At 39.3% G+C, this 16,702-nt stretch carries 16 protein-coding genes; 11 read left to right on the top strand and 5 right to left on the bottom strand.

All coding sequences use genetic code 11. From position 1 onward, the window contains the following. Positions 1 to 44: 44 nt before the first annotated feature. The 11 genes from hemE to RBH95_RS00525 all read left to right on the top strand — a co-directional run bounded on the left by hemE (position 45) and on the right by RBH95_RS00525 (position 10,805). On the top strand, positions 45 to 1,070 hold the full coding sequence (gene hemE / locus RBH95_RS00475) for a uroporphyrinogen decarboxylase (RefSeq protein ID WP_307900778.1): 1,026 nt from the start codon (positions 45 to 47) through the stop codon (positions 1,068 to 1,070). Positions 1,071 to 1,118: 48 nt separating this feature from the next. Next, positions 1,119 to 1,877 carry an EI24 domain-containing protein gene (locus RBH95_RS00480; protein ID WP_307900779.1) on the top strand — a complete coding sequence of 253 codons (759 nt, stop codon included), beginning with the start codon at positions 1,119 to 1,121 and terminating at the stop codon, positions 1,875 to 1,877. Beyond that, entirely contained in the window at positions 1,877 to 2,416 is a 540-nt protein-coding gene (locus RBH95_RS00485) for a GNAT family N-acetyltransferase (protein WP_307900780.1), read from the top strand. Before RBH95_RS00480 ends, RBH95_RS00485 begins: the two co-directional genes overlap by 1 nt. Continuing rightward, the gene (gene hemF / locus RBH95_RS00490; protein WP_307900781.1) at positions 2,406 to 3,308 is read left to right on the top strand and encodes an oxygen-dependent coproporphyrinogen oxidase; all 903 of its coding nucleotides are present in this window, start codon (positions 2,406 to 2,408) and stop codon (positions 3,306 to 3,308) included. The genes RBH95_RS00485 and hemF overlap by 11 nt, the downstream gene beginning before the upstream one ends. After that, positions 3,299 to 4,357 (top strand): DUF4421 family protein, encoded by a 1,059-nt coding sequence (locus RBH95_RS00495; protein ID WP_307900782.1) that lies wholly within the window; start codon positions 3,299 to 3,301, stop codon positions 4,355 to 4,357. The genes hemF and RBH95_RS00495 overlap by 10 nt, the downstream gene beginning before the upstream one ends. Further along, positions 4,357 to 5,349: a porphobilinogen synthase gene (gene hemB, locus RBH95_RS00500; protein ID WP_307900783.1), complete on the top strand. Its 993-nt coding sequence runs from the start codon at positions 4,357 to 4,359 to the stop codon at positions 5,347 to 5,349. Before RBH95_RS00495 ends, hemB begins: the two co-directional genes overlap by 1 nt. A gap of 311 nt (positions 5,350 to 5,660) precedes the next feature. Continuing rightward, positions 5,661 to 6,734 carry a CNNM domain-containing protein gene (locus RBH95_RS00505; RefSeq protein WP_307900784.1) on the top strand — a complete coding sequence of 358 codons (1,074 nt, stop codon included), beginning with the start codon at positions 5,661 to 5,663 and terminating at the stop codon, positions 6,732 to 6,734. Positions 6,735 to 6,739: 5 nt separating this feature from the next. Next, the gene (locus tag RBH95_RS00510; protein ID WP_307900785.1) at positions 6,740 to 7,213 is read left to right on the top strand and encodes a methylated-DNA--[protein]-cysteine S-methyltransferase; all 474 of its coding nucleotides are present in this window, start codon (positions 6,740 to 6,742) and stop codon (positions 7,211 to 7,213) included. Between the two features lie 36 nt (positions 7,214 to 7,249). Next, positions 7,250 to 8,407, top strand: a complete 1,158-nt coding sequence (locus RBH95_RS00515; protein WP_307900786.1) for a serine hydrolase — start codon at positions 7,250 to 7,252, stop codon at positions 8,405 to 8,407. Beyond that, the gene (locus tag RBH95_RS00520; RefSeq protein ID WP_307900787.1) at positions 8,397 to 9,110 is read left to right on the top strand and encodes a 3'-5' exonuclease; all 714 of its coding nucleotides are present in this window, start codon (positions 8,397 to 8,399) and stop codon (positions 9,108 to 9,110) included. The genes RBH95_RS00515 and RBH95_RS00520 overlap by 11 nt, the downstream gene beginning before the upstream one ends. A 3-nt stretch (positions 9,111 to 9,113) precedes the next feature. Next, positions 9,114 to 10,805 (top strand): ABC transporter ATP-binding protein, encoded by a 1,692-nt coding sequence (locus RBH95_RS00525; protein ID WP_307900788.1) that lies wholly within the window; start codon positions 9,114 to 9,116, stop codon positions 10,803 to 10,805. 378 nt (positions 10,806 to 11,183) lie between these two features. Here RBH95_RS00525 and RBH95_RS00530 read toward each other — a convergent pair whose 3' ends face one another. The 5 genes from RBH95_RS00530 to RBH95_RS00550 all read right to left on the bottom strand — a co-directional run bounded on the left by RBH95_RS00530 (position 11,184) and on the right by RBH95_RS00550 (position 16,688). Beyond that, positions 11,184 to 11,837 carry a 3-oxoacid CoA-transferase subunit B gene (locus RBH95_RS00530; protein WP_307900789.1) on the bottom strand — a complete coding sequence of 218 codons (654 nt, stop codon included), beginning with the start codon at positions 11,835 to 11,837 and terminating at the stop codon, positions 11,184 to 11,186. A 2-nt stretch (positions 11,838 to 11,839) separates the two neighbouring features. Beyond that, on the bottom strand, positions 11,840 to 12,541 hold the full coding sequence (locus RBH95_RS00535; protein ID WP_307900790.1) for a CoA transferase subunit A: 702 nt from the start codon (positions 12,539 to 12,541) through the stop codon (positions 11,840 to 11,842). A gap of 151 nt (positions 12,542 to 12,692) precedes the next feature. Continuing rightward, entirely contained in the window at positions 12,693 to 15,026 is a 2,334-nt protein-coding gene (locus RBH95_RS00540) for a penicillin-binding protein 1A (RefSeq protein WP_307900791.1), read from the bottom strand. Between the two features lie 2 nt (positions 15,027 to 15,028). Continuing rightward, positions 15,029 to 15,529, bottom strand: a complete 501-nt coding sequence (locus RBH95_RS00545; protein ID WP_307900792.1) for a gliding motility lipoprotein GldH — start codon at positions 15,527 to 15,529, stop codon at positions 15,029 to 15,031. Continuing rightward, positions 15,516 to 16,688: a regulatory iron-sulfur-containing complex subunit RicT gene (locus tag RBH95_RS00550; protein WP_307900793.1), complete on the bottom strand. Its 1,173-nt coding sequence runs from the start codon at positions 16,686 to 16,688 to the stop codon at positions 15,516 to 15,518. The genes RBH95_RS00545 and RBH95_RS00550 overlap by 14 nt, the downstream gene beginning before the upstream one ends. Between the last annotated feature and the right edge of the window lie 14 nt (positions 16,689 to 16,702).

The raw sequence follows: 16,702 nt of genomic DNA on the forward strand, positions 1-16,702 counted from the left end.
TAACAAAGTTGAATTAAACAGAGTCGCTTTTCAGCGGAATAAACATGATAAAAAACGATTTATTTTTAAGAGCCCTAAAAGGAGAAACTGTTGAACGCCCACCAGTGTGGATGATGCGTCAAGCAGGTCGCTATTTACCAGAATTTATGGCAATTCGTGAAAAATACGATTTCTTTACACGTTGCCGTACTCCTGAATTGGCCAGTGAAATTACCGTTCAACCTATTCGTCGCTACGGTATGGATGCCGCCATCTTGTTTTCTGACATCTTGGTGATTCCACAAGCTATGAACATCGAGGTACAAATGAAGCCAAATTTCGGTCCCTACTTACCTAACCCTGTTCGCACCCAAAAAGATGTGGACAATGTAATTGTGCCAAATGTAACGGAAGCATTGGATTATGTTTACCAAGCTATAAAAGCCACCAAAGAATTGTTGAATGACGAAATTCCTCTTATTGGATTTGCAGGATCCCCTTGGACCATTTTGTGCTACTGTGTACAAGGCCAAGGCAGCAAAAACTTTGACAAAGCCAAGGAATTTTGTTTTACCAATCCTATTGCAGCCCACCAATTATTGCAAAAAATCACCGATACCACTATTGCTTACTTAAAGGAAAAAGTAAAAGCTGGTGTTAACGCAGTTCAAGTGTTTGATTCTTGGGGAGGTATGTTATCTCCAACCGATTACCATGAATTTTCATGGCAGTATATCAATCAAATTATTGAAGCCTTGAAAGATGATGCTCCAGTAATCGCCTTCGGAAAAGGTTGTTGGTTCGCCCTTCATGAAATGGCACAATCCAATGCCTCTGCCCTTGGAGTGGATTGGACCTGTTCTCCTAAAAATGCCCGTTATTTAACTGGTGGACAAATTACCCTTCAAGGGAACTTCGACCCAGCAAGACTATTATCGCCTCCAGACGTCATCAAAAAGATGGTTCACCAAATGATTGATGAATTTGGAAAGGACAAATACATTGTCAATCTAGGGCACGGTATTTTGCCAAATATCCCATTAGACAATGCCAAGGCATTTATTGATGCTGTAAAGGAATACAAAGCATAGATCTTTAAAAACCTTGCCAATTCAATTGGCACAGGAACCAACTTATAAATGCTAAAAAATATTTTCAAAGCCATACAAGCCTATTTTGGAGCCTTTGGTTTGATTTCAAAACTTGGGCTTTGGAAATATTTTGTCATACCAATAGTAATTAGCTTTTTCACTGCAACAAGTATTGGCTTGATGGCTTATGGCTTTTCAGATAATATTTTCGACTACATCCTGAGCATTTTCCCTAGTTGGAATTCCTCTTCATGGTTACGAAATTTGTCCGAAATCTTCATTGGGTTGGCCATAATTGCCATTGGACTCCTGCTCTACAAACATATTGTCATGGCCCTTTCGGCACCCTTCATGAGTCCGGTTTCCGAACGGATTGAAGCCCATTTAGCCAATAACCTCTTACCAAGGAATACCAAAAGCACCTTCAGTTCGCAATTATCGCGAGGAATTAAAATCAACTTGCGTAACCTTTTTAAAGAACTCACCTTAACTATTCCTGTGCTATTGTTAGGTTTTATTCCTGTTATTGGTATTGCATCCTCTGTGTTACTCTTTTTAATTCAAGCGTATTATGCCGGTTTTGGGAATATGGACTACACCTTGGAACGCCACCTCAATTACCACGACAGCATTCAATTTGTAAAAAAGAATAAAGGCACCGCAATTGGTAACGGAATTGTGTTTTTAGTTTGCCTTTTAATTCCTATTTTAGGCTTAATGATTGTGCTACCACTTTCAGTAACAGCAGCTTCCAAAGAAACTGTTAGATTATTACAACTAAAACACACCAAAGCAATTAAACACTAATGGTATTGTCAAAAGACACATTCGAGCTGGCTACGCTACAACACGAAGATGCTCCTAGTCTTAGCCAATTGATGATTACCAACGGGAGGCGTTTTCAGTTGTACCTACCAAAAACCTTAGCGCAGAATATTTCGGAAGAAGCTTCCGTAAACTACATTGCTCAACAGCGAGAAGCCATTATTGAGCAAACAGAATACACCTTTGCCATAAAGGATTTAGAAACGTCCAAAGTGGCAGGTCTCGTCATTTTAAAAAACCTTAACTGGAACCAAAATCAAGGAGAATTTGCTTATTGCCTGGGAAACAATTATACAGGCAATGGCTGGATGGTAAAGGCCCTAAAAACCAGCATTCAATTTGCATTTAACGACCTAGCCCTCCAAACTCTGAATATATTAGTACACAAAACCAACACCCCTAGTGTTAATGTCGCCAAAAGATGCGGATTTTCATGGGTTAAAACATTAGAAAACGATTACATATCCTCTGCCAAAGGCCCTTTGGATATGGAATTATACCAATTACATAATGAAAGATAAGTTTTATTCATACATACAAAATTTACAAGATACCATTACCTCAACTTTGGAAAGCATTGATGGCAAAGCCACGTTTCGTCAAGATCTTTGGGAACGTCCCGAAGGCGGCGGCGGCAGAACCCGAGTGATCGAAAACGGTAAGGTATTTGAAAAAGGCGGCGTTAATATTTCTGCGGTTCACGGCAAACTTCCGGAGAGCATGCAAACCTATTTTGGCGTGAAGGATGCCAACTTTTTTGCCTGTGGCCTTAGTTTGGTATTGCATCCTAAAAGCCCCATGGTGCCAACCGTACATGCCAATTGGCGCTATTTTGAAATGTACAATGAACAAGGTGAGATTGTTGACCAATGGTTTGGAGGCGGACAAGATTTAACGCCATATTATTTATTTGAAGAAGATGCGATCCACTTCCATAACACCTGTAAAACAGCCTGCGACAAACACCATCCAGACTTCTACCAAGAATATAAAACAAAATGCGACAAGTATTTCTGGAACAGCCATCGCAATGAAGCCAGAGGTCTTGGCGGTTTATTCTTTGACTACTGCAAAGCCACTGATGAGATGAGCATGGAAGATTGGTACAATTTTGTCACCGAAGTAGGCAACAGCTTTTTGGAAGCCTATGTACCAATTGTTGAAAAACGCAAAAACCTTCCGTATACGGAAGCCAATAGAACATGGCAAGAAATACGCCGTGGGCGTTACGTAGAATTTAATTTGGTACATGACAAAGGCACTTTGTTTGGCTTGCGAACCAACGGCCGTATAGAAAGTATTTTGATGAGTTTACCTCCTCATGTACAATGGGTATATGACCACCATCCAGAAGAGGGCAGCCCGGAAGCAGCATTGCTCTCCGTTTTAAAACAACCAAAAACATGGGTTTAAAATTAGGTATACTTAACCTTTTAACAGTCCTTTCAGGCACCTCTGTTTGGGCCCAAATTACTCCTGAAGAAATTGTTCAGGACACCACGACCACAAACATTATTTACAAAGAGGCCTCGGAATACAAGGCGTCCTACCCCAATAGGATTACAGCCCGTGCGTTTTATGTAAACACTTCCAACGACTTAAAAATCAAAGATCGTAACTCGGATGATTTCTTCAATCTCCAACCCAACAAACAAAACAGGATTGGAGCTTCTGTTTCCTTTCGAGGTATTTCAGGCTCCTACTCTTTTGCGCCCGATTTTATGGGAACCAATAAGGACAATGAAGACTCCAAACTGTTCACCTTAAGTTTTAGAACCTTTTTTGGAGATCATTTCATGCAAACCTTCGAATTGTTTAAAGAGAAAGGGTTCTACCTGAAGTTTAATAATAGTGACGATATATCCGTCTATTTACCACATTCCAAAAACTTTAAAATTGGAGGGGCCACATCCTATATATGGAATGAGAATTTTTCGTTTAGAGCCATCACCTCACAGGACGAAAAACAATTGAAAAGTACCGGAAGCTTTATTCCTAGAATTATCTATTATTATTCAAAATTCAATTTGGAAGGCAATAGCACTGAAACTGGGGATTACATTGATTTCAGTTACTATTCCTTTGATATTGCTTTTGCCCCTTCCTATTATTACAATTATGTTCCCACAAATAACCTTCTTCTGTCTGGTGGTGTGTCTGCCGGGATTGGATTGAACCACTCAAAATCGGAAGGAGAAGATGCCTTAAACTCTTTATTGACCGAATTGAACTTCAGGGCCGCCGCCACCTACGATATTGACAACTTATATTTAGGCGCTCATTATAGTTACTTAATTCTGAACCATTCTGCCGATAGGTCATCCCGCGCAGCAGACAATATTCCTTATTTTCAAATATTTGTAGGTTATCGCTTTAAAGCACCCAAATCTCTAGTAGGATTTGCAGATGATATGCAGAATAAGATGAACAATAAAATTGACAATTTAAAACACAAATCATAATGTACCCATTAAGACGAAATAGAAGACTACGCACCAATGAAGCCATACGCTCTTTGGTTCGTGAAACCATAATCACCCCCAACGATTTTCTAGTGCCATTGTTTGTCGTGGAAGGCAAAAACGTAAAAGAAGAAATCCCATCAATGCCCAACTATTTTAGATACAGCTTGGACCTTTTGGAAAAAGAAGTGAAAGAGTTATGGAAGCTCGGGTTAAAATCGGTGTTGTTGTTTGTAAAAGTGCCTGACAATCTAAAAGACAATAAAGGTACGGAAGCTATCAACCCTAACGGACTGATGCAACGTGCCGTAAAAACTGTAAAAAATGCCTGTCCGGACATGTTGGTGATGACCGATGTAGCTTTGGATCCCTATTCTTCTTTTGGGCATGACGGTATTGTTGAAAACGGATTGATTCTGAATGATGACACGGTAGAGATCCTAACAGAAATGAGCCTTTCGCATGCTGAAGCTGGCGCCAACTTTGTGGCACCAAGTGATATGATGGACGGTAGGATCCTTTCCATCAGGGAAGCTTTGGAAGACGAAGGCTATTTCAATACTGGTATCATGAGCTATTCAGCGAAATATGCCTCGGCCTTTTATGGACCTTTTAGAGATGCCCTAGATTCTGCTCCAGTGGACATGATCGATATTCCAAAGGACAAAAAATCTTACCAAATGGATTACGCCAACCGCTTTGAAGCCATTCGAGAAACCGAAATGGACATCGATGAAGGTGCCGATATCGTGATGGTAAAACCAGGCTTATGCTATTTGGACATTGTTCGCGAGATTAAAAATGAAGTGGATGTGCCTGTGGCTGTATACCAAGTTTCTGGAGAATATGCCATGGTAAAGGCCGCTGCCGAAAAAGGATGGCTAGACCACGATGCCGTTATGATGGAACAGGTAACAGCCATTAAACGGGCCGGGGCCGACATAATCGCCTCCTATTTTGCAAAGGATGTGGTAAAACTTTTAAATAGTTAACCCATTTAAATCAAATAGAAGCATCTCGAAAGCATTGCATCACCTTTAGCAAAGCTGGTTTTATAGAAATACACAAAAGCCTTATTCCATTGTTTAACAAAGAATAAGGCTTCTTTAAATATATTAGTTTTCAATCAACAAAAACTTTCAACAACATTCAAATTGATAAATTATGCGGTTAACTCGTTGGATTTCGTAAATTAGTAAACTACCTCGAAACATGTATCGAGGAATTGATAAACAAAATTTGTATTCCGGACTTGTCTCGGAGTATTTTTATCTCGATAATCGAGGAAAACGAAAACCACTATATGAGCGCATTAATTTTTTGGGCTACCATTTCAATATTCTTCTCTTTTTTATGTTCCATCTTGGAAGCCGTCCTGTTGAGCGTTACCCCAACCTTTATCAACATTAAAAAACAGGAAGGGAAACACTATGCAGAAACACTGGAGAATTTAAAAAAGGACGTCGACAAACCCCTTATTGCCATCTTGACACTCAACACCATTGCCCATACTTTAGGAGCGATGATGGTAGGGATTCAAGCTGAAAAATTGCCTTATAAAATTGAACTTTTTGGCGTAAATACGGTAGGAGTCGTTTCCGCTATCATGACGTTTCTGATTCTAGTCGTTTCGGAGATTATCCCGAAAACTATAGGTGCTACCTATTGGAAACAATTGGCCAATTTTACAGCAAAGGCCCTTACCGCTTTAATTTTTCCATTGAAATGGACTGGCCTTTTATGGCTACTGCAACTTACTACCAAACTTATTGGAGGGAAAGGGCATCATGGAAGCGTTCTTAGCCGCGAAGATTTTCATGCCATGACCAATTTAGCAGAGGAGGAAGGAGTGTTTTTGGAATCTGAAAGTAAGGTTATCAAAAACCTGTTAACCTTTAAGGATGTTCAGGCCAAAGATATCATGACCCCGCGGACTGTGATGAAAATTGAAAATGAAAGCGAAACCATTGCCGAATTCTTTGAGAGAAACTCCAATATTCGGTTTTCCAGAATCCCAGTCTATTCAGGCGAATCAGATAATATTACAGGCTTGGTATTGAAGGACGAAGCGTTTAGGGAAATGGCATTTGGTCACGGAAAAAAAATTCTATCAGAAATCAAACGAGATATCATCATTATCAACAGGAACATGCCTATTCCTAAACTTTTTGAACTCTTGGTGGAAAGCAAAAACCATATGGCTTTAGTTGTAGATGAGTATGGCTCCATCAGTGGCTTGGTTACTATGGAAGATGTAATTGAAACCCTTTTGGGCCTTGAAATTATGGACGAAAGCGACAACATTGCAGATTTACAAATGCTCGCTAGAAAAAGTTGGGAAGATAGAGCCAAACGCCTTGGTCTTATCGAAGATTAACCCCTATGGACACCTGCATTATCAATACACCTTTAGGGTATACTAAAATTTCTGGCAATCAAGATGGCATTACATCAGTTACCGTTTTAGATACCAAAGAAACACCTACGGATGTTATTCCTGAAGTTTTAGAAGATTGCGCGTATCAACTCCATGAGTATTTCGAGGGCAAACGCCAACAATTCAACCTCCAATTAAACCCTGAAGGCACCGAATTTCAAAAAACAGTCTGGAAGCAGCTAGCAACCATTCCCTACGGAACAACCACCTCGTATTTAGAACTCTCGAAACAATTGGGAGACATCAAGGCCATAAGAGCGGTGGCGAATGCCAATGGCAAAAACCCCATTTGGATCATTGTTCCATGCCACAGAGTTATAGGAAGCGATGGCAGTCTCACTGGTTATGCAGGAGGATTACACCGCAAACAATGGCTTTTGGAACACGAAAGCCCGTACAAACAACAACGCCTCTTTTAAAAATTTCTGCTATATTTAGTTATTAAATCAACTTAGATGAAGCTCGTCAAAAAACTCCTTACATGGACAATACTCCTATGCGGCATCATTGTCATTGCATTGTACGCCACAGACACCGATTATTTAATTAAAGCGGTGCGCACCATTTATCTAAATGGGCATACTACCGCCTACCTCAACGATTACAAAAAATTTGATAATAGGCCTATTGCCCCTGGTTTGCCACAGCCTTGGCCAAATCACAAAGACTACAATACGGTAAAAGCCACAGCACTTTTAAGTAACATCCATAAAGAAAACGGCAGTGTAGCCTATGTCATCATAAAAAACGACAGTATTTGGTTTGAAGATTATTTTGATGGATTTAATAGCACCTCCCAAAGTAATTCCTTTTCCATGGCCAAAAGTTACGTGTCGGCTATGTTAGGAAAGGCCATAATGGAAGGCCATATCAAAAGTTTAGAGCAACCGGTCTGCGACTTTATCCCGGAATTTTGTGATGGTTTGGCAGCAAAAACAACCGTAGGAGATTTATCCAGTATGGCTTCAGGAACTAATTGGGATGAAGCCTACTATTCCCCATTCTCCATTACCACTCGCGCCTATTTTGATGATGACCTTGAGAAAGTAATCACCAGCCTTAAAGTGGTAGACCAGCCTGGAAAGGCCTTTAAATATGCTAGTGGAGACACCCAATTATTGGCACTGGTTATAGAAAGAGCTACTAACAAAAAGCTATACGACTATCTTACCGAAAGCTTTTGGAAACCTTTGGGTTGTGAAAACGAAGCCCTTTGGCAAGTAGATAGCGATGAAGAAAATTTGGTTAAAGCTTACTGTTGTATAGCTTCCAATGCCAAAGATTTTGCAAGAATGGGGAAACTCTATAAAGACCATGGCAAATGGAACGGCCAGCAAATATTGGATTCAGCCTTTATCGCAAAATCTATTACTCCTCGATTTCCCGCTAGTCCAGAATACGGCTATGGTTGGTGGCTAAAAGATGTTGGAGACAAGCACTTTTTTATGATGCGTGGGCATCTTGGGCAATATGTGATTGTAGAACCCGAAGACAATATCATCATTGTGCGCTTAGGACACTCAAAAGGTAATGGATCGGCTGTGGCCACTTTTACCGATGACATTTCAATCTATATAGAAGAAGCCTATAATATGTTAGGATATGATCTCTAAACTGCCACTGGAAAACATATTATTTTTAGACATTGAAACCGTTCCGGAAACAGAACATTTTTCTGATTTGGATACCACCAAACAATATTTATGGGATGCCAAATCGCAATACCAAAGACGGGACGAATATACCGCAGAAGAATTCTATGAACGTGCCGGTATTTGGGCCGAATTCGGGAAAATTGTCTGTATTTCCGTTGGCTACTTTAGTTTTCAGGGAGACATGAGACAGTTTCGGGTCACCTCCTTTTTTGGAGATGAAATTAAAATTCTTCAGGACTTCAAAAACCTATTGACCACTCATTTTGGACAGCCCAAACATGTATTGTGCGCTCATAACGGGAAGGAATTTGATTTTCCATACATAGCGCGACGCATGATCATCCACAACATCGAATTGCCTTACAAACTCAATCTTTTTGGCAAAAAGCCTTGGGAAGTACCCCATTTAGACACTTTGGAACTATGGAAATTTGGAGACTACAAACATTTTACCTCGCTTAAGCTGCTTACCAATGTTCTCGGCATTCCATCGCCAAAAGACGATATTGATGGCAGCGAAGTAAGAAGAGTATATTACGAAGAAAATGATATTGACAGAATTGTCACCTATTGCGAAAAAGATACAGTGGCCGTAGCCCAAATATTTTTAAGACTGCGAGGCGACGAACTGTTACATGACAATGAAATTATTAGTGTTTAGCACATGGCCACACCACCCCTTTTATCTGTAAAAGAGCTTAGCATTTCCTTTATATCCAATAAATCCGAAAAGGAAATCATACATCATATCAGTTATGATTTATTTGAGAATGAAATTTTAGGAATCGTAGGAGAATCAGGATCTGGAAAGTCTGTTTCCTCATTGGCCCTTATGGGATTATTGCCTCCGAAGATTTCAAAAATCACCAAGGGACACATCTTATTTCAAGGTCAAGATCTAACAACCCTACCGGTAAAACAATTTCAGAATATAAGAGGGAATGACATTGCCATGATTTTCCAGGAACCTATGAGTTCCTTAAATCCATCCATGAAATGTGGCAAACAGGTTCAGGAAATTTTATTGCAGCACACCTCTCTTTCAAAAGCCGAAGCCAAAACTGAAACCTTATCACTGTTTGAGAAAGTGAAATTACCGCTTCCAGAACGGATTTATGATGCCTATCCTCATGAAATCTCAGGTGGACAAAAGCAACGTGTAATGATTGCCATGGCCATTGCCTGCAAACCCAAAATTTTAATTGCAGATGAGCCTACGACCGCCTTGGACGTGACAGTCCAAAAGGAGATCATTCTCTTGTTGAAACAACTTCAGCAGGAAGAACAAATGAGTATTATTTTCATTTCTCATGACCTATCCTTAGTTTCCGAAATTGCCGATAGACTTTTGGTGATGTACCAAGGAAATATTGTAGAACAAGGTAATGCAAGTAAAGTATTTAAAGCTCCGAAGGACACTTATACCAAGGCTCTGTTGCAATCCAAGCCATCTTTGGATGTTCGGCTTAAAAGGTTGCCAACTATTAAGGATGTCATCAATGATTCAATAGACAACACTATCATTTCTTCGGAAGACCGTAAAGCATTTCATAAAGAACTTTACTCCAAAACGCCCTTATTGGAAGTGAAGAACCTTAATAAAACCTATGTTTCGAAATCGGGTTGGTTTTCAAAACCAGAAGCCTTTAAAGCGGTCAACAATGTAAGCTTTCAACTTTACGAAGGAGAAACCCTTGGCCTAGTTGGCGAATCCGGCTGCGGAAAATCGACTTTGAGCAAGGCCATTTTATTATTGGACAAAGCCTCTTCGGGAGAAATATTCTACAGAGGAACGGACATCAACAAACTATCTAAAACACAGGTTAGAGTCCTTAGAAAAGACATACAGATTATTTTCCAGGATCCATTTGCTTCACTCAATCCCAGAATGCCTATTGGAAAGGCCATCATGGAGCCTATGACAGTACATAACATTGGAAATTCCGACAAGGAAAGAAAGCAACTTGTTTTGGAAATTTTGGAAAAAGTAGGTCTCACCGAAGAATCTTTTTATAAATACCCTCATGAATTTTCTGGGGGCCAACGTCAACGTGTGGGGATTGCCAGAGCCATTGCTTTACAACCCAAATTGATTGTTTGTGACGAATCGGTTTCTGCCTTGGATATTTCGGTGCAAGCGCAAGTACTAAATTTACTTAACGAACTGAAGTCCAATTATAACTTTACCTATATATTCATTTCTCATGATCTTGCTGTGGTAAAATATATGTCTGATCAGTTATTGGTGATGAACAAAGGACAAATTGAAGAATTGGATGACGCCGATATAATTTACAACAATCCAAAAAGGGAATACACCAAAAAATTAATTCATGCCATCCCGAAGGGGTTATAGCATGAATAATTTTTTAATTAGGGCAAAAATATTCTTAAGTAGGTTTACAGTATTTTGAATTACAGGAAGGATCCTGTTTTCAAAATAAGTAGGTTTTGGCAGATTTGGGGCAACATTTTCCATAAGCATAAATTCATGATAAATTTGGGGCAAATCATAAATTAAGTTTATGATAGACTTGGTAAATTACCTTGTCTCGATTTGGTTTAGCTAATATGAAACATTTTTTTTAAAAATCAGTTTAAATACATTATAAATCGATAAAATGCATTAATTTTTAACATTTACATCTAAAACAAAATACTTTTCTTACAAATTTTATGTATCTACCAAAAAAAAGCTACTTAATAAAGTAGCTCTCCTAAATAGCTATAAGTGTTATAATTGCATCTCCGGAATCTCTCCTTCTACAATTAAATGCCCTTCGGTTGCTTTTTGAATTTCTTCCACCGAAATTCCCGGTGCACGTTCCAATAACTTAAAACCTTTATCCGTAACTTCTATAACAGCGAGGTTGGTTACAATTTTCTTAACACACCCAACACCGGTAAGCGGTAAACTACACTCCTTAAGCAATTTGGATTCCCCCGCTTTATTGGTATGCATCATGGCGACAATAATATTTTCGGCACTGGCTACCAAATCCATAGCACCTCCCATACCTTTTACCATTTTACCCGGAATTTTCCAATTGGCGATATCTCCATTTTCAGCAACCTCCATGGCTCCCAAAATAGTTAAGTCTACGTGTTGGCCACGGATCATTGAAAAACTCATAGAGGAGTCAAAAAAACTAGCGCCTGGCAATGTTGTGATTGTTTGCTTACCCGCATTGATTATATCGGCATCTTCTTCACCTTCGTAGGGAAAAGGCCCCATGCCCAACACTCCGTTTTCACTTTGAAATTCTACTTGAATGTCATTACGCACATAATTAGCCACCAACGTTGGAATCCCTATTCCAAGATTCACGTAATAACCATCTTTAACTTCTTTGGCAATTCGTTTTGCTATTCCTGTTTTATCTAACATAATTAATCTCTTTGTCTAACGGTTCGTTGTTCAATTCTCTTTTCGTAAATATCCCCTTGGAAAATGCGTTGTACAAAAATTCCTGGAATATGTATTTCATTGGGGTCTAAAGTTCCGACAGGGACTAACTCTTCAACCTCAGCTACCGTAATATTTGCAGCACCACACATAGCAGGATTAAAATTACGCGCTGTGCCCTTAAAGATTAAGTTTCCAGCCTCGTCCCCCTTCCATGCCTTAACAAACGAGAAATCTGCTTTAAAAGCATTCTCCAATACATGCATCTTCCCATTGAAATCACGGGTTTCTTTTCCTTCGGCTACTTCTGTCCCGTAGCCCGCAGGTGTAAAAAAAGCAGGAATACCAGCCTGTGCCGCTCTACAACGTTCTGCAAGCGTTCCTTGAGGGATTAACTCTACCTCTAGTTCTCCACTTAACATCTGACGCTCGAACTCGTCATTTTCACCCACGTATGAGGACACCATTTTTTTGATTTGTTTTTTTTGAAGAAGAAGGCCTAGGCCAAAATCATCAACTCCTGCATTATTGGAAATACACGTAAGCCCTTTGACTCCAAGGTCCACTAACTTTGCAATGGCATTCTCAGGAATACCACAAAGCCCAAAACCTCCAAGCATAAAGGTCATATCATTCGAAACCCCCTCAAGCGCTTCCGACACATTTGCTACTTTTTTATTAATCATTTGCTAAGAATTTTATAGGGGTAAAATACAAAAAACCGAAGCGATTCTAAAAACAATCACTTCGGTTTTTTTTGATAAGAATAAAATTTATCCCTTAATATTTTCTAATCAACAATAATTCAATTGTTTTAATATAAATTACCCAAAAAATCTAAAATCCTATATTAACATCCTCTTCTTCTTCCATAAGCATTTGGGCTTCCTCATCTTCATCACTGGCATTACAATCTACACGAATGGAAAGTTCTTCTGGTTTTTCGAAATCTTCCTTAGAAATTCCCAGCTCTTCATCAGCATAACAGCTCTTCATGTACAGCCCCCAAATTGGTAAGGCCATAGCAGCACCCTGTCCATAAGTAATGGTTTTGAAATGCGTTGCTCTATCTTCGGCACCAACCCAAACACCTGTTACCAAGTTAGGAACCATCCCCATAAACCATCCATCACTTTGGTTTTGGGTTGTCCCAGTTTTTCCCGCAATAGGATTGGTAAACTCGTATGGATATCCCGTAATAATTTCACGGTAAGCCGCACTGTATTTGTCGGCTCCTTTAGTTCTCAAACGCGTTCCAGAACCACCCTGGGTAACCCCTTCCAATAAATTTACGGTTACATAGGCCACTTCTTCGCTCAGTACATCTCTAGACTCTGGCGTAAATTGATATAATACAGTGCCATTTTTATCTTCAATACGTGTCACCATAACAGGTTGATTATACACACCTTTGTTCGCAAAGGTTGAATAGGCCGCTACCATTTCATAAACACTTAAATCTGGCGTCCCCAAAGCAATGGCAGGAACTGGCAAAATATCTTCCTCAACTCCTAAGTTTTTAGCCATGTCAATCACAGGCTGTGGCCCAATTTTATCCATCAATCTTGCCGTAACAGTATTCGTAGATGTTGCCAACGCATGTTTTAATGTCATGAAATCTCCATATTTACCATCAGAGTTTTTTGCCGTCCATGGTTCTGGATTTCCAAATTTATTAGCCTCAATGGTTATTGGTGAGTTTGGCAAGGTATCGCAAGGCGACAAATGCAATTGGTCAATAGCAGTGGCATATACAAACGGTTTAAACGTAGACCCCACTTGACGTTTCCCTTGTTTTACGTGATCGTATTGAAAATGTCGGTAATTGATACCTCCTACCCAAGCCTTAACATGACCTGTTTGTGGATCCATTGACATCATCCCTGTATGCAAGAATGATTTATAATACCGTATAGAATCAATAGGTTTCATGATCGTGTCTATTTCGCCACCCCATGAGAAAATTTTCATTTCCCTTGGCACATCAAAAGATGCTATGATTTCATCATTGGACTTTTTAAGATCATACTTCATATGCCTCCAACGCTCACTTTGTCTCATGGAACGTTTCATCAAAGCATCAATTTCGGAATGGTTCAATTCTAGGAACGGAGCTGTTGGGTTGCGATCCGGTGTGTTTTGATGATCAAACTCAGCCTGCAAACGAGGCATGTGTTTTTGCACCGCATCCTCGGCATATTGCTGCATTCTAGAATCTATGGTTGTAAATATTTTAAGTCCATCATTATAAAGACTATATTTTTCATCATCTGCCTTAGGATTCTCAGCAATCCAATCTTTCATAAATTGTTTAAGATACTCCCTAAAATAGGTCGCAATTCCTTCTCTATGGGATTCAGGAGTATAATTAAGGCTGAGATCGGTCTTCTTCAAGGAATCGCTAGTGGTTTCATTCAAATAACCATACTTTACCATCTGATTTAGAACCACATTCCTGCGATTGGTAACCCCCTCTGGGTTTCTTCTTGGATTATAAAGCGATGAATTTTTAAACATTCCCACCAACATGGCAGACTCCTTAACATCCAATTCTAAGGGTTCTTTCCCAAAATAAATACGGGAAGCACTGCGGATACCATCGGCATTGTTACCAAAGTCATAGATATTGAAATACATGGCAATGATTTCTTCCTTGGTATATTGACGCTCCAAACGAATGGCAATCACCCATTCCTTAATTTTTTGAATTATTCTTTCATGGATATTTCTAGAACCTTCACCATGAAACAATTGCTTTGCCAATTGTTGAGAAATAGTACTTGCTCCGCCACCGCTTCCGAGTTTAGCAATAGCACGCAGGGTACCTCTTGCATCAATCCCAGAGTGTTCTCTAAATCTTGCGTCTTCTGTTGCTAAAAGGGCCTCTACCAAATATGGCGGCAATTCACTGTAATCAACAGGAGTTCTGTTGTCATTATAATAGAATTTACCTAGAGTTTTCCCATCTGATGAAATAATTTCGGTTGCCAAATTGTTCTTTGGATTTTCCAATTCGGTATGATCTGGCATCTCTCCCAGCACCCCGTAAGAGGCCAATAAGAACAATAGGACTGCAAAGATTAAACCTCCAGTAAAGACAATCCAAAACAAACGAATGTATTTGGAAAAATCAGGTGTTGCCTGTTTATTCTTTGTTCCCTTTTTTGCCATAATTATTTTGTGTTTGCTTGTTCAATTCTAAAACCGATATCAGTAATCCCTTCCAACTCTTCTACGCCGTCCACATGACCATTTTCTCTCATAGCCTGTTGGATCTTAATGGTATATTCACCCGATTCATTGAATACAAAAGGATTCTCGTACCCTTTGTACCACAATTTATTTTCCTTAATATCGGAAAATCCGGTTCCTAAAAATTCTCCATTAGGCTTGGCCATTGTATACTCCAAAGTATCCTTGGCTGTTTTGCCATTAGGATATTCCATTTCCACAATCAAAAACAAATTACTGTATTTGTAGGCACTGGTATTTCGAAGGTTTACAAACAAATTGTAATTTTTCAAGGAATCTGGCGGAGTTACCTTAAAAGCAATAACCGAATCCTTATGCCATTTGTTAGGAACGGTTTGGTATTCATCGAAAACTTGATTGGTGTCGCATGACAAATACAGCACCCCCAATAAAAGAACTAACCAATACTTATTTTTTGGCATTATTTTGAGACTTATTATTTCTTCTAGGTTTCCTCTTATTATTTTTACGTTTTCTTTTACGTTTTGGACTATCAAATCTTGTTAAACTATCTTGTCCTACAACGTTTTCAAACTCAACTTTAGTGTCTTCCGCTAGTTCTGCTGCGTATTCTTCAAGACTGGCAACCTTTTGTTTTTTCTTATTTTTTTCAATGATTTCATTGGCTTGGGCTACGGTAAGTTTATGCCAATTCATCCATTCGCCTTCATATGCATACCACATAACTCCTTTGAAAATGTCGGTTTTTTGACAAACGGCAACTCCTTTTTCGGTATACAATTTAATCTCCGTTTTTGGAAACTCCTTCAAAGCGTCCAAATAGGCATCCAATTCATAATTAAGGCAACACTTCAACTTTCCACATTGTCCAGCAAGCTTAAGAGGATTAAGCGACAACTGTTGATATCTAGCCGCAGAAGTACTTACAGATCTAAAATCCGTCAACCAAGTGGAACAACACAATTCTCGACCACAGGACCCAATACCTCCAAGCCTAGCCGCTTCCTGACGGAATCCAACCTGCTTCATTTCAATTCTGGTACGGAACTCTTTGGCGAAGACCTTAATCAACTCTCTAAAATCAACACGTTCTTCTGCAGTATAGTAAAAGGTAGCTTTGCTAGCGTCCCCTTGATATTCTATATCTGAAATCTTCATTTTCAATTTCAAGTCGATGGCAAATTGTCTTGCTTTGACCTTCATTGGCTCTTCCTTGTCCCTAGCTTTAGACCAAACATCGATATCTCTTTGATTAGCCTTTCTGTAAATTTTCAGAACCTCATCATGCTTATTGATATCAATTTTTTTACGCTTCATTTGAATCCTAACCAATTCGCCTGTAAGCGTTACCATGCCAATATCATGACCAGATTGCGCCTGAGTAGCGACTATGTCGCCAATATTTAATGATAGATTCTCTGTATTTCGATAGTATTGTTTTCTTCCGTTTTTAAAACGTACCTCAACCCCGTTAAAAGGCTCCTGTCCTTGGGGTAACGACATATTGGACAACCAATCAAAAACCGTTAGCTTGTTACAGCTATCGGTTCCGCAAGTACCATTGTTCTTGCATCCTTTTGGTTGACCATCCTTACCAGTTGAGCAACTGTTACAACCCATAAATTTTATATATA

It is taken from the genome of Mangrovimonas sp. YM274 (genome assembly GCF_030908385.1).
GTDB lineage: Bacteria > Bacteroidota > Bacteroidia > Flavobacteriales > Flavobacteriaceae > Mangrovimonas_A.